General features: G+C 57.1%; 13 protein-coding genes. 4 read left to right on the top strand and 9 right to left on the bottom strand.

All coding sequences use genetic code 11. From position 1 onward, the window contains the following. Nucleotides 1-28: 28 nt before the first annotated feature. From ACR0LY_RS08940 to ACR0LY_RS08930, 3 genes are all read right to left on the bottom strand, one after another. Complete coding sequence (locus ACR0LY_RS08940; protein ID WP_170349995.1) at nt 29-1,978, bottom strand: vWA domain-containing protein; 1,950 nt, start codon at nt 1,976-1,978, stop codon at nt 29-31. Beyond that, entirely contained in the window at nt 1,975-2,514 is a 540-nt protein-coding gene (locus ACR0LY_RS08935) for an RNA polymerase sigma factor (protein WP_170349994.1), read from the bottom strand. The genes ACR0LY_RS08940 and ACR0LY_RS08935 overlap by 4 nt, the downstream gene beginning before the upstream one ends. Nucleotides 2,515-2,575: 61 nt before the next feature. Beyond that, nucleotides 2,576-4,156, bottom strand: a complete 1,581-nt coding sequence (locus tag ACR0LY_RS08930; protein ID WP_170349993.1) for an FMN-binding glutamate synthase family protein — start codon at nt 4,154-4,156, stop codon at nt 2,576-2,578. A gap of 197 nt (nt 4,157-4,353) precedes the next feature. On the opposite strand from ACR0LY_RS08930, the gene ACR0LY_RS08925 reads away from it, so the two are divergent. Continuing rightward, nucleotides 4,354-4,761: a CrcB family protein gene (locus ACR0LY_RS08925; RefSeq protein WP_368040139.1), complete on the top strand. Its 408-nt coding sequence runs from the start codon at nt 4,354-4,356 to the stop codon at nt 4,759-4,761. After that, nucleotides 4,758-5,120 (top strand): fluoride efflux transporter FluC, encoded by a 363-nt coding sequence (locus tag ACR0LY_RS08920; protein WP_170349992.1) that lies wholly within the window; start codon nt 4,758-4,760, stop codon nt 5,118-5,120. Before ACR0LY_RS08925 ends, ACR0LY_RS08920 begins: the two co-directional genes overlap by 4 nt. Here ACR0LY_RS08920 and ACR0LY_RS08915 read toward each other — a convergent pair. Genes ACR0LY_RS08915 through ACR0LY_RS08890 form a run of 6 tightly spaced genes read right to left on the bottom strand, consistent with a single transcriptional unit; the run spans nt 5,117 to nt 11,535 of the window. Further along, nucleotides 5,117-6,640: a DHA2 family efflux MFS transporter permease subunit gene (locus ACR0LY_RS08915; protein WP_170349991.1), complete on the bottom strand. Its 1,524-nt coding sequence runs from the start codon at nt 6,638-6,640 to the stop codon at nt 5,117-5,119. The genes ACR0LY_RS08920 and ACR0LY_RS08915 overlap by 4 nt on opposite strands. Next, entirely contained in the window at nt 6,637-7,620 is a 984-nt protein-coding gene (locus ACR0LY_RS08910; protein ID WP_170349990.1) for an HlyD family secretion protein, read from the bottom strand. The genes ACR0LY_RS08915 and ACR0LY_RS08910 overlap by 4 nt, the downstream gene beginning before the upstream one ends. Nucleotides 7,621-7,642: 22 nt before the next feature. Then, complete coding sequence (locus ACR0LY_RS08905; RefSeq protein ID WP_170349989.1) at nt 7,643-7,969, bottom strand: cytochrome o ubiquinol oxidase subunit IV; 327 nt, start codon at nt 7,967-7,969, stop codon at nt 7,643-7,645. Beyond that, nucleotides 7,962-8,594 (bottom strand): cytochrome c oxidase subunit 3, encoded by a 633-nt coding sequence (locus ACR0LY_RS08900; RefSeq protein WP_170349988.1) that lies wholly within the window; start codon nt 8,592-8,594, stop codon nt 7,962-7,964. Before ACR0LY_RS08900 ends, ACR0LY_RS08905 begins: the two co-directional genes overlap by 8 nt. Then, on the bottom strand, nt 8,591-10,675 hold the full coding sequence (locus ACR0LY_RS08895; protein WP_170349987.1) for a cbb3-type cytochrome c oxidase subunit I: 2,085 nt from the start codon (nt 10,673-10,675) through the stop codon (nt 8,591-8,593). The genes ACR0LY_RS08900 and ACR0LY_RS08895 overlap by 4 nt, the downstream gene beginning before the upstream one ends. Further along, nucleotides 10,672-11,535, bottom strand: a complete 864-nt coding sequence (locus ACR0LY_RS08890) for a cytochrome ubiquinol oxidase subunit II (protein ID WP_254440213.1) — start codon at nt 11,533-11,535, stop codon at nt 10,672-10,674. Before ACR0LY_RS08890 ends, ACR0LY_RS08895 begins: the two co-directional genes overlap by 4 nt. Between ACR0LY_RS08890 and ACR0LY_RS08885 the strand changes: the two genes are divergently transcribed. Together ACR0LY_RS08885 and ACR0LY_RS08880 are read left to right on the top strand one after the other, a co-directional pair. After that, a complete protein-coding gene (locus ACR0LY_RS08885; RefSeq protein ID WP_170349855.1) occupies nt 11,534-11,809 on the top strand; it encodes a hypothetical protein in 276 nt (91 codons plus the stop codon). The genes ACR0LY_RS08890 and ACR0LY_RS08885 overlap by 2 nt on opposite strands. Further along, the gene (locus ACR0LY_RS08880) at nt 11,809-13,044 is read left to right on the top strand and encodes a lytic murein transglycosylase (protein WP_170349986.1); all 1,236 of its coding nucleotides are present in this window, start codon (nt 11,809-11,811) and stop codon (nt 13,042-13,044) included. The genes ACR0LY_RS08885 and ACR0LY_RS08880 overlap by 1 nt, the downstream gene beginning before the upstream one ends. Nucleotides 13,045-13,188: the final 144 nt, after the last annotated feature.

Here is a 13,188-nt window from a genome sequence, read left to right as displayed (position 1 = left end):
CTTAGGTTTCAGCGCCCGCATACCGGTTTCATTGAGACAATGTCTGGGCCAAACGCATCAATGTGATGGCTTCGGCACGATACCCGAACGGGTCCTCACCCTTTGCCTCATTTGCAAGCGCAATCGCATCCGCATAGGACCACGAGCCTAAATATTCCCCGCCGCGCAGCAACTGCCCAAAGCCCGCAATGGCGTATGAGAATTCCACATCTTCAGTTACGGCCCCCTGCCCCGGCAGGATTGGATGCTGGATCAATTGGCTTTCTGCAACACCAGGGGATTTGTAACGCAGTTTGAAAAACCCTATTTCGTCCGATCCCTCGGACACCGCTTGTTCCGCATAGCGCAAGGGACCATTTCGGATGGCGTCCGACCCCACAGGTGTCACTTCGTAAATCGCAGTCACCGTATGACCGGCCCCGATATCGCCCGCGTCCACCTTATCGTTCGCGAAATCTTCGCGCTGCAAAGCACGGGTTTCATACCCGATCAGACGGTATTCGGCGATCTGCGCCGGGTTGAATTCGACCTGTATTTTGACGTCATTGGCAATCGGAAACAGCACGCCGGTCAGCTGATCGACCAGAACCTTGCGTGCCTCGCTTAATGTATCGATATAGGCCGCCTGCCCGTTCCCATTCTGCGCCAGCGCCTGCATGGTCGCATCGTCCAGATTTCCCCGACCAAAGCCCAGAACGCTTAGAAACGTGCCGCTGTCGCGTTTTTGGGCTATGAAATCTTTCAAAGCGTCCGGGTCCGACAGGCCAACATTGAAATCACCATCCGTGGCCAGGATAACGCGGGTGACCTCGCCATCCTCAACCATGCTTTCCGCCACCTGATAGGCCTGCTGCAACCCGGCCTGCCCGGCGGTCGAACCCCCGGCCTCCAATTGGTCCAGCGCGTTTAGGATTTTGGACCGTTCCGACGCCGCCGTCGGCTCCAGCACTTGCCCGGCGCCGCCCGCGTAAGTGACGATTGACACCTGATCTTCGGGCCGCAATTCCGATAGCATCAGGCGGAAAGATTGTTTCAGCAGCGGCAGTTTGTCGGTATTTTGCATCGAACCCGACGTGTCGATCAGAAACACTAGGTTCAGCGGTGGGCGATCTTCGATTTGCGGAAGCGCACCCTGAATGCCGATATGGACCAGCTGCGTGCCTTCGTTCCAGGGTGTTGGGGTCACCGAAATCGAAGGCCGGAACGGCACATCACTTTCGGGCGCGAGATAGCTGTAGGGGAAATAATTCACCATCTCTTCAACCCGCACCGCATCTTTCGGCGGCAACTGACCACGCATCAGCGACGACCGGACAATCGAATACGAGGCCGTGTCGACATCAATCGAGAAAGTCGAAACGGGATCTTCGGCTGTCACCTTTAGAGGGTTGGTGGCAGTGTTGGAGAAGGTCTCGGTGTTTTGATTATCACCGATGGCACCTAGTACTCTACCTCCAAGAAATGGCTCAGCGGTATTAGGTGCAATCTCAAACAAAACTGAACCATCGCTTTCGGCAGTAAACCCTTCCTGCCGTTTCGCTGTCCGTGAGACCACCACAGGGACATCTACAACCGGCTTTTCCAGCGGAGCTGCAGCTGTTTCCTCTAAAGAATCCGCTTCGAGCTCAGTAACCGAATGGGGAGCCTGCGACGTCGTGGATCGACTCTCGATTCTCGAATTCGGCTCCAGAACATAATCCCGCGTCTGCGGTAGAATCGCCACCAAGGCCACAGCAGCAATTGCGGTTGTCGCGGTCAATGCGCCGCGATGCGTCAAGACATTCAACATGGACTTCGCTCCTTCTGTCAGGCGGGCTATTGGGCCTCGCTTGACAGTCGGACGCGCGCCAGACTGCAATCCTTGGGCGCGGGCGAAACTTTTCTGCGCCTGCTGCAGATTTTCCACCCGACGCTGCGCATCCGGCGCGGGGGTGGCGGCATTCATCAAGGTTTTGAAATCTTCAAGATCGTCTGTCATTGAGCCAGCTCCTCTTGCCGCAAGGCCCGCAGGCGTTTGCGGATATCCGACATGCGCCAAGACACTGTGCCTTCAGATACGCCCAGCACATCAGCAGCCTGGGAATGGGTCATCTCTTCCTCAAGCGTCAGGGCCAAAGTGTCCTGCAATTCTTGCGGTAAGGCGCGCATGGCCCGTTGCAACCAATCGACCGCTTCGGCGGTCTCCGCCGCTTCGGCCCGGCGCATCTGCTCAACATCGCCCCACCCGACCGCAGCACGGCTGTGACTGGCTTGCCGACGGCGCGCATCTTCGGCGGCGTTGACGACAACACGATACAGCCAAGTGGTGAATTTGGCCTGCGCCCGAAACCCAACAATCTTGGTTGGTAAGGCGGCGCAGATATCCTGTGTCAAATCTTCGGCCTGATCACCGCGCCCACTCAACCGAAAAGCCAGACGAAAAATCCGGTCGTAATGGCGCGCAAGAAGGGCAGCGAACGCATCCGCGTCCCCCTTCGCGGCAGCTTTGGCCAGATCCTCATCCGAAGTTGTCATACGCATCACGATGAGTAAGACGGACCAGAAAGGTCAATCCTTGGCGGCGGGTCGAAAAAAATTAAAAATGACTTGCCGATGCCATTTTCCAATCCGCAGCAAAGGCTTCGGGGGGCGTATCGGTCAGCAAGGCGCCTTCATCAATAAAAGTGTACATTTCGGCATAGGACCGCTCGTGTTCATCCGCGTTGCGACAGCGGATATCGCTTGGATGCAGGTCAGAGACTTTTTCTTTACCCATAGCTCCCAAAAGCTCTCGAAAGCTTTCCAGCGTGGCGTCATGAAAGCGCTGCACCCGAACGCGTTTTTGCGGCACGTTCACTGCCCGTCCCCGGACCGGGTCTTGTGTGGCGACACCCGAAGGGCAGCGGTTCGTATTGCAATGCAACGCCTGTATGCAGCCGACCGCAAACATCATCGCCCGCGCCGCGTTGCACATATCAGCCCCAAGCGCAAATTTCTCGACCATGTCATAGCCCGTGGCCACCTTGCCCGAGCAGATGATCCGCATCTTGTCGCGCAAACCAGCGCCACGCAGGCAGTTGTTAACAAAGATCAACGCCTCGTTCAGGGGCACGCCGAGGCGGTTGGTGAATTCAACCGGAGCCGCCCCGGTGCCCCCCTCGGCACCGTCAATGGTAATAAAGTCGGGCAAAATTCCAGTTTCCAACATCGCCTTGCAGATCGCCATAAACTCGGAAGGACGTCCAATGCACAGCTTGAAACCGACGGGTTTTCCGCCTGACAATTCACGCAGGTGCTGAACGAAATGCATCAAACCCGTCGGGCCTTCAAAGGCCGAATGGATGGGAGGAGATATGACGTCCTGATGCTCGGGTACGTGGCGGATTTCGGCGATTTCCTTATCCACCTTGGCCGCAGGCAGAACCCCGCCATGGGATGGTTTCGCGCCCTGCGACAGTTTGATTTCAATCGCTTTGACCACATCTTTTTGGGCTTTTTCAGCGAATTTATCCTTATCGAACGTACCTTCGAGCGTACGGCATCCAAAATAGCCCGTACCGATCTGCCAGATGATATCACCGCCCTCGGCCAGATGGTGCGGAGACAACCCACCCTCACCCGTGTTATGCGCAAACCCCCCATCCTTGGCACCGCCATTTAACGCCCGGATCGCATTGGCGCTGAGTGCGCCGAAACTCATGGCGGATACGTTCAGACGCGAGGCATTATAGGGTTTGGTACACTGGGGTCCGCCCAGCATGACCCGTTCCTCACTTTCGGCCACCTCTTTGGGTGCAAGTGAATGGTTGGCCCGGTGATACCCTACGGTCATGATGTCGAATTGTGTGCCAAAAGCCTGTGTATCCATCTGCCCCTTGGCGCGGGAATAGACCAGGCTGCGGATGATACGGTTATAGGGGCGCCCGCTTTCGTTGGTCTCAACAAAGTATTGGCGGATTTCCGGGCTGACAAATTCCAGCATGTACCGGAAATGCCCCAGAACCGGATAATTGTTCAAAACGTTATGCTTTGTGGTCAGCATGTCATACAGGCCAACCACTGCGTAGGGGATCAGCAGGACCAGTAACCAATGCGCCGGTGGCCAGTACAGCCCCCACAACACAGTCAGCGGCAAACACACGTAGCTGAGGAAGTAATAGAGTTGACGTACAATCATTTTGCGCTCTCCCAAGGTGTTGCCAAACCGGCTAATGGCAAGCGTGGATCAATTCGGCTTTTGATTGCAAGCGTTTGAACCAAACGTCACGCGATCAGGTTAGATTACAAAACAGGCAGAATACAGAGCCACTGTTGATCCCCCTTGCCCCAATAGGTATGCCAAAACAAAGGTGAAATTGGGCAGGAATCCAGGCCGTGACACAGACCCGACCCGCCGTCCGGACCACGGCCATCACGTTTGCTGCCGTTTTCGTAGGGGGCGCTGCGGGGTCGTTGCTGCGCGAGGCGCTCTCGGCCCAGATCCCCGGCGCTCCGATTCTGACGGCCACGTTTGGGATCAATATTGTGGCCTGTTTCATACTCGGTTGGCTTTATGCAGTGCGGTATCGCGTGCATGCGCATGTATTGCATCTAGGCGCCGTCGGGTTTTGCGGTGGTCTGTCTACGTTTTCCTCATTTGTGGCTGAGCTGGAGCGTATGGCGGCAACGCATCTTTGGGGCGCTATTTCGGCTGCTGGTCTGGAAATAGCGGTTGGCCTCGCGGCAGCCGTTCTGGGTGAGGCTATCGGACGGCGTCTCCTAGGGCAGAGGCCAGCAAAATGACTGAGCTGTACCTGCACGCCATGTTCGGGCTGGGCGGCGGTCTGGGCGCAGTGCTGCGCCATTGGGTCGCCCTGCGGGTTCGCCACGACCTGCCGTTTGCAACACTGATTGTAAATGTTCTGGGCAGCCTGCTTCTTGGTCTGTGGATCGGTTTCCTGGGTGGGCCAGTCGATTTGGGCGAAGAAGAAAAACGGCTGGTCTTCGGGTTCTGCGGCGGGTTCACCACTTTCTCAAGCTTTGCTTATCAGTCGCTGGAGTTGCGGCGGCAACGCACGATTGCGCTGGCGGCGGGGAATATTCTACTTAGCCTGATCTTGTGTTGGCTTGCCTTGTTGCTGGGATTGTTCCTGACACACTAGTGCGCGGGAACAGCAGACTGTGTGCCTGGCTTAGGAGCGCGGCAGAAAAACAGCAAAGGAATCGTCGCCAGGGCCAGCAAACCCAGGTTATTGAAAACGGTCAGATATGAAATCAGTTCAGCCTGCTGGCTGATCGCTTGCCCCAGTATGGCAGCGCCTTGCGCACTGTCGGGCGTCAGGCCAAGCGGTTGCAGATAAGCCTGCGCAGCCGGGTTGTAAGGGGTCACATTCTGGCCAAGCACAGCGGTATTCGTCTGCAACCCGCGCACCACCCATGTCCCAACAAGCGAAATTCCAACCGACGACCCCAACTGACGGGTCACGTTGAACAATCCAGACGCTTCGTCCTGCCGGGTTTTTGAAATACTCTCGAACGCCAGAATCGACATGGGCACAAAGACCAACCCCATACCCAGACCGCTGACGGCACCTGGCCAGGCCAGCTCCCAAAACCCCGCATTCATATTCAGCGCGCCCATCATGAAGTTGCTTACCGCCGTCAACGCCATGCCCAGCCCGGCCAGAATACGCGGATCAAAACGATGCACCAGTACAGCGCCAGTAACCACCATGGACAGACCCGCCGTAATACCCCGCGGAATGAACAAATGGCCTGAGGCGATGACCGGATAGTCCAGCAGGTTCTGCACAAAAGTTGGCAGGATCGCGATGCCTCCGAACAGCGAGATCGCAAACCCTGCGATGACCAGATTGCACAGGGCAAAATTCCGGTCCGCGAAAAGGCGTAGATCAACGACGGGGCGCTTCGAGCTGAGCGCATGAACAACAAACCCCAACGCGCCCAGAACCGACGCGATCAGCGCCACCTGTATCACACGAGAGGTCAACCAATCCTTGGTTTCCCCCTGATCCAGTATGTATTGCAGGCACCCAATGCCGATGGCCAGCAAGGCCAAACCGATCCAGTCGATCTTGACCTCTTCGGTTTCATCATCCGGCAGCTCTCCGGCCAGCAACAGCAGGGCCATGGCCGCCACCGGCAGGTTTACGAAAAACACCATTCGCCACGAGAAATACTCGGTCAGGATGGCCCCGACTGTCGGCCCCAAGACGGGGGCAACCACGACGCCCAGACCAAAAACAGCCATCGCCTGCCCGCGTTTTTCGCGGGGATAGGCATCAAACAGGATGGACTGCGACAACGGGATTAGGAACGCACCGAACATGCCCTGCGCCAGTCGGAAGAAGACGATTGTCTCAAGGCTCCACGAGAGGCCGCACATGACGGACATAGCGGTAAAGCCCGTGATGGCGGTCAGGATCAGCCGTCGCCGTCCGACCCGGCGGGAAACAAACCCCGTCAGCGGCATGACCACGACAGCCGAGACGATATAGCTGGTCAATATCCACGTTGCCTGATCGGTTGTGGCCCCGAAAGCGGCCTGAATATGTGGCAGCGCAACATTGACAATGGTGCTGTCCAACACCTCGAGTATAGCGCTGAGAACAACGGCGATCACAATCACCGGATTGACGCGGCTGGCCGCCGATCCCGTCATTTTTCTGCCTGGTCGACGGTCGTATCCACAGTCACTTTGCTGCTGCCACCCACACGTAGGGGCACATCGGTCGGATCAAGTTCAACGCGCACCGCAAAGCGGCGGGTGACCTTGACCCAATTGCCGCTGGCATTCTCGGACGGCAAAAGCGAGAAAGTATCCCCCGAGCCGCGCCCGATCGAGGCGACCTTGCCCGTCAGCGTCACACCCGGCAGCATGTCGATCTGAACCGTAACCGGTTGGCCCGGGCGAATGCGCGGCAGAGCGGTTTCCTTGAAATTCGCATCCACCCACCACTGTGACGACTCTACAATCGAAAACTGCGGCGCATTGGCGGCCACCGCTGAACCTGGCCGTAAGGTCAGGTTAGCAATCCAACCATCCGCCGCTGCATAAACCTTGGTCCATCCCAGATCCGCCTGTGCGATCTCAAGCTGTGCGCGGGCAGACAGAACGTCATCTTGCTTTGCGGCCACACCGCTTTGCAGGGCCAACAGGCCGGACTGGCTGGCGGTCAGTCTGGCCGAGGCCTGCGCGAATTCTGTCGTTGCCTGGTCCAATGTGACCTGCGCCACATCTCCATCCGCAAAAAGCGCCTTGTTGCGTTCAAAATTGTTGTTGGCCGTGTTGAAGGCGGACTGAGCTGAATCGACCGCTGCCTTGGCCGCTGCGATCTGGGTCGAAAACGTTTGAACCTGCTGTATGGCTCTGTCCAGATCGGCCTGCGCCTGATCGACGGTTGCCTTGAATTGCGTATCGTCGATGGTGAACAGTAGGTCCCCTGCCTTGATTGGCTGATTGTCATTGATCGGCACCTCAGCAACCTTCCCGGTTACCTGCGCCGCCACGTTGATGATATTAGCACCGACATAGGCGTCTTTGGTCGTGGGGTACCTTTCCTCATGGCGCCAATACAGCAACAGACCAGCGGCGATGGCAATCAGCATGGCGGCAACGGCGACGCCTTTAATCGATTTCATGCGTCAGACCTTATACAATTCGCTACATCGGGTATGTGTGCATTCGCACCGCCAAATTGCCCATAATCCAGACAGTCCCAAGGATGATGATCAATAGCACCAGCGTGGAGAAAAGGATCAAATCCAGGTCTTCCCGGCTGCTGCGGCGGCGATCAATATGCAAGAAATAAACCAGTTGCACGACCAGTTGCGCCAACCCCAATAACGCGATTGAAAGGTAAACCCCCTTGGTCTCGATGCCGTATTTATAGGCTATCGCGAACACCGCCCCTGTCAGCAAAAGCGAGCCACCATAGCCAATTATGTAGCGCCGACGCTCGCGCCGGTGCATCTCGCTGCGCTTATCCATAGGTCAGCCCTCCGAAATAAACGATGGTGATAATCCCGATCCAGATCAGGTCGAGAAAGTGCCAAAACAATGCCAACCGCACCACGCGCGACATCAGCAGATCAGTCAAGCCAAACAGGCGCAGCTGAATGCCCAACACGATCAACCACAAGCACCCAGCAGCCACGTGCAACCCATGCAGAGGCACCAGACCGTAGAAGGCCGATAGAAACCCGCTGCGTTGAGGGACACCGCCTTTTTCGGTCATCGCCACGAAATCGCGGATTTCCAGCACCAGAAAGCTGAGACCCAATACCAGCGTCACGCAGAACCAGAACACGATCCGCCATCTGGGCAGGTTGTATTTCAGCGCCAGCATTGCCAGCCCCACGGTAAGGCTGCTGGTCAAAAGGATTATCGTCTGGGCAAAGATGCTTCTCAGATCGAACAGCTCGTGCGGACCGGGCCCGCCAGCCTGTGCATCGATCATGGTGATGTAAATGGCGAACATCAGGCCGAAATAGACCAGATCGCTCATCAGAAAGACCCAGAATCCAAAAGTGACAACCTCGGCGGCCTGGTCCGCGCTTGCATGCCGCCGGCCGAGGTTCAGCCCCGGATAGCTGTGCGTCGGTGCGCGTTTCATGTCACTGCCTCCAGGTCAGGGCGGGCAAGGCCGCGATTTTCCGGAGCGATTTCATGATCGCGATCCACCGGTGCAGAGCTGCGCACCAAATCAAGCCAGGCTTCGTGTTGTTTGCGAACCTCCTCGGCGGGGATGACCTCTTCGGTGTCCAGCCTGAAGGTCCACAGGATGAAGGACAGCAACATCAACGCTGTTACCAGTGCGGCCAGCCACCAGATCCACCAGACCAATGCGAACATCCAGACTCCGCTGAGTACACACAGGATGAACCCGATCCCAGTGTTGCGCGGCATCGAGATATCTTCGTACTCATCAGGTGTCGGATAGGCCTCACCCCGTTCCTTTGCGGCGGCAAAGTTATCCCGATCCGTCACCTGCGGGATGACGGCAAAATTGTAGGGCGGCGGCGGCGACGGGATCGACCATTCCAGCGTGCGCGCATCCCACGGATCGCCGACTGGCACGCGGGTGTTTTCCCGGTCGCGGATACTGACCCACAATTGCATAACCACCGCCAACAGCGCCGACAAGATCACCAGCGCGCCGATGACGGCGATGATCATATAGGGGTGGAAACTGGGGTCTTCCCAACTGAACGACCGGCGCGGCATCCCCATGAGGCCAACGAAATAAAGCGGCAGGAAAGTCAGCATGAACCCAACCGTCCACAATACCACTGTGATGCGCCCCCAACGCTCGTTCAGCCGGAACCCAAAAGCTTTGGGGAACCAGTAATTGTATCCGGCCAGCAGGCCGAACAGCACGCCCGGCAACAGAACATTGTGGAAATGCGCCACAAGGAACAGAGTGTTATGCACCTGATAATCGACCGTCGGATTGGCAAGGATCACACCCGACAAGCCACCAATCACAAACAACATCAGAAAGGACAGGCCGTACAGCATCGGCACCGAAAACCTGATACGGCCACGATACAGAGTCGCCATCCAGTCATAGACCTTCACCCCGGTTGGAATGGCGATCAGCATGGTGGCGATGCCGAACACAGCATTGATCAGAGCGCTTTGGCCCATAGTAAAGAAATGGTGCAGCCAGACGGTAAAGGACAGCACCGCGATGCACATTGTGGCAATCACTAGCGAGTTGTACCCGTAAAGCCGTTTGGCCGAGAATGTGGCGAAAACCTCGGAATAGATACCATAAGCGGGCAGAACCAGCAGATAGACCTCGGGGTGGCCGAACAGCCAGAACAGGTTGGCATAGTTCATCATGTTGCCGCCAAGGTCGTTGGTGAAAAAATGGAAATCCAGATACCGATCCGCCGCCAGCATCAGTGCGGCCACGCCGAGCGGCGGCATGGCAAAGATGATCAGGATCGAGCTGCTGATGATTGTCCAGCAATACATTGGCAGCCGCATGAACTTCATCCCCGGCGCCCGCAGCTTATAGATCGTGACTGCAAAGTTGATCCCCGTCAGCGTGGTACCGATGCCTGAGACAACAATGGCCCATATCCAGTAATCCGGCCCCACGCCGGGGTTAAAGGCGGCCCCGGTATAAGGCGGATAAGCCGTCCACCCCCCGGTTGAGAAATTGCCAACCACCAGCGACACCATCAACATCATGCCCGCCGAGACGGTCAGGCCCAGACTGATCTGGTTCATTACCGGAAAGGCCACATCCCGCGCACCGATCATCAGCGGGATCAGGTAATTCGCGAGCCCGAAGACAAAGGGCACGGCGACAAAGAACACCATGATCGTGCCATGGGTGCTGAACAACTCGGCAAAGTGTTCGGCCTCAAGGAAACCATCGCCCGGCCCGGCTGCTTGTTGGGCGCGCATGACAACGCCTTCAAGCACGCCGCGCGCCAGCATGACGATGGCAAAGACGATGTACATAATGCCGATTTTCTTGTGATCTGCGCTGGTTAGCCAGTCGCGCCACAAAGGCCCCCACAGGCGGAACCATGTCAGTGATCCGACCACGACAATGACGCCTACGATCACCACGGCCGCCGCCGCGTTGGCCACGATTTCATTTGCGTTAGGGTTTTGGATCAGACCCGTGATCGGGAAGGCATCCCAGTTCAGACGGCCAAAGAATCCTGTTTCGGTCATTGCACGCCCTCTTGCCCGTATTCAGCGGTTCCCGGTTGTTGATCGCGTGGCAACGGTTGCCCACCGTGATAGCGGTGCAAAATGGACTGGAACAGATCACCGTCCTCCAGCGTAAAATAAAGCGCATTGAGTGGCATCAGTGAGGTCCCCAACACTGCCTGTACCTCATCCCGATCCGTGCGCATGGCCAGCGTTCTGTACGTGTCTTCGGTCAGAGGGATCCCATGGGTGCGAACACTTTCAACCCAGGCATTAAAGTCTTCGGGCTGCATCGCCTGAGTCAGAAACTTCTGCTTGGTAAAACCCCGCCCATTATACTGCGTGTTTTCGCCCTGCATCGTCTCAGGCGTATCGGCGACCAGATGCAGCTGAGTCGTCATCCCCGGCATCGCGTAGATCTGCCCCGCCAGAGCGGGGATCATAAAGGATTGCATCACCGTATCCGTCGTCAGCGTCATCGCCACTTGCTGTTTGACAGGAATGCCGAACTCTCCAACGGTGGCGATACCAAGATCGGGGTAAATGAACAGCCATTTCCAATCGAGGCCAACAACCTGCACGTTCAGCGCGGGTGTTTCACCGAACGGAGCGGCGTAAGGGTCCAGCCGGTGGGTGGCTTTCCACAGGTAAAACGAAAGCAGCGCCACGATCACGACCGGTACGCCCCACATGGCAAATTCCAGCTTGCCCGAGAAATCCCATTTGGGCCGGTACTCTGCCGCGCTACCCTTGCGCCGCTGGTACCGCAAGGCGATCAGCGGCACCAATACTAAAACCGGCAATACGGCGATCATGATCAGAACAGTCGCCCGCAGCAGGTGGGTTTTCTGAACCGCCGCAATAGGGCCTTGCGGGTCCATGAAGCTGTTGCTTGCCCACGCCATCTGTGCCGAGGTCACAACAACCGCGATCACCAATGCCATTGCTGAAGGTTTGAGTAAGGCCACGCCTGATAGTCCTCTTAAGCCTTCGTTTCGGCCAACTATCGGCAGAGTCACAGATTTTCTCAAGGTTTTTTCCAAAACCGTCGATTGTTTCACGCCCTGCCTGAACAACCACAGCATTAGGTTCGTGCAAATCGCCTTCGATGATGCGGTTGACTTGGCATCGCAGCCGGGTGAGACATTTTGGTGATGCGTTGGATTATTCTCGCCCTCGGCCTTTGGTGCCTTACGACAAGTGCAAGCGCACAGGATCGCGCGACGGTAGAACGCCAGTTTCAAGCATGGCTGCAGGATACAGTCTGGCCGCGAGCCAAGGCCAAAGGTGTTTCACGCGCAACCATGCAGCGGGCCTTTGATGGGGTAACGCTCAACTGGAAGTTGCCCGATCTGGTGCCGCCGGGCAGTTCTGCTCAGACACCCAAACAGCAAAAACAGGCTGAATTTGGATCACCTGGCCGATACTTCAGTGCCGGTTCCGTTCAGGGTGCAACTGCTACGGGGCGGCAGATGGCGCGGCGTCACGCCAAGACCCTGGCGCGGGTCGAGGCGGAAACCGGGGTTCCCGGACGGATCATCCTGGCCATTTGGGGCCGGGAAAGCGGGTATGGCCAAGTACCCATCCGCCACGATGCCTTTCAGGTGTTGGGGACAAAAGGGTTCATGAGTACCCGGGCCGCGTATTTCACCGACGAGTTGATCGCCGCACTGCAAATTGCCGAGGCCGGCCACGCCCCAACGGGCACGTTGAAAAGCAGCTGGGCGGGCGCGTTGGGTCAACCGCAATTCATGCCTTCGAACTTCCTGACCTTTGCCGCGGACGGAAATGGCGACGGGCGGTCCGACATCTGGGGCTCGGCCGAAGATACAATCGCCTCCATCGGGCATTTCCTGTCGCAACATGGCTGGGTCACCGGACGCGACTGGGGGTTCGAGGTCACGGTTCCAACCCAGATAACCTGTGCGTTGGAAGGACCGGATCAGGGTCGACCTATTCAGGACTGGGCTGCCATGGGGATCACCCGCGTATCTGGCAAGCCATTTCCACCACACGAACTGCCGGGTGAGGGGTTTCTGATGATGCCAGCTGGACGCAAGGGACCCGCCTTTATCGTCACGCCGAATTTCTACGTTCTCAAGGATTACAACAAAAGCGATCTCTACGCTCTGTTCGTGGGCCATGTCGGAGACCGCATTCAGTATGGCGTTGGGGACTTCAAAGCCCGCTGGGGCAAGGTTGATACCTTGTACCGGTCAGATATCGCAGCCATGCAACGGGCGTTGGAAAACCAGGGCCATGATGTCGGTGGTGCGGATGGATTGCCGGGGTTCAAGACTCGCCGCTCGATTGGGCGCTGGCAACAAGTGACGGGGCGCAGCCCGACCTGCTTCCCAGAAACCAGCATGAAATCCGCTCTGAGGCAGTAGCGATTCGCTGCAAATTTGATGTGAATCGAGCTTCCTTGGCGTCAAGTTTGCGGGGTGACCTTCACGAAAATGTCAAGAAACGATGAAGTTTCATTATTAAATTTCCCAACCTACGTCCATTTCGTTCACGATCCACCTGTAGTT

It is taken from the genome of Ruegeria sp. BC5, from assembly GCF_056539205.1.
Note: the sequence above shows the minus strand (reverse complement) of the source record. Positions and strands in the feature narration are given on the sequence as shown.

Bases quoted from the DNA above. Each gene is read 5' to 3' on its own strand.
- ACR0LY_RS08940 (WP_170349995.1), bottom strand. From the start codon at position 1,978: ATGACAGACGATCTTGAAGATTTCAAAACCTTGATGAATGCCGCCACC.
- ACR0LY_RS08935 (WP_170349994.1), bottom strand. From the start codon at position 2,514: ATGACAACTTCGGATGAGGATCTGGCCAAAGCTGCCGCGAAGGGGGAC.
- ACR0LY_RS08930 (WP_170349993.1), bottom strand. From the start codon at position 4,156: ATGATTGTACGTCAACTCTATTACTTCCTCAGCTACGTGTGTTTGCCG.
- ACR0LY_RS08920 (WP_170349992.1), top strand. From the start codon at position 4,758: ATGACTGAGCTGTACCTGCACGCCATGTTCGGGCTGGGCGGCGGTCTG.
- ACR0LY_RS08915 (WP_170349991.1), bottom strand. From the start codon at position 6,640: ATGACGGGATCGGCGGCCAGCCGCGTCAATCCGGTGATTGTGATCGCC.
- ACR0LY_RS08910 (WP_170349990.1), bottom strand. From the start codon at position 7,620: ATGAAATCGATTAAAGGCGTCGCCGTTGCCGCCATGCTGATTGCCATC.
- ACR0LY_RS08905 (WP_170349989.1), bottom strand. From the start codon at position 7,969: ATGGATAAGCGCAGCGAGATGCACCGGCGCGAGCGTCGGCGCTACATA.
- ACR0LY_RS08900 (WP_170349988.1), bottom strand. From the start codon at position 8,594: ATGAAACGCGCACCGACGCACAGCTATCCGGGGCTGAACCTCGGCCGG.
- ACR0LY_RS08895 (WP_170349987.1), bottom strand. From the start codon at position 10,675: ATGACCGAAACAGGATTCTTTGGCCGTCTGAACTGGGATGCCTTCCCG.
- ACR0LY_RS08885 (WP_170349855.1), top strand. From the start codon at position 11,534: ATGAAGCTGTTGCTTGCCCACGCCATCTGTGCCGAGGTCACAACAACC.
- ACR0LY_RS08890 (WP_254440213.1), bottom strand. From the start codon at position 11,535: ATGGACCCGCAAGGCCCTATTGCGGCGGTTCAGAAAACCCACCTGCTG.
- ACR0LY_RS08880 (WP_170349986.1), top strand. From the start codon at position 11,809: ATGCGTTGGATTATTCTCGCCCTCGGCCTTTGGTGCCTTACGACAAGT.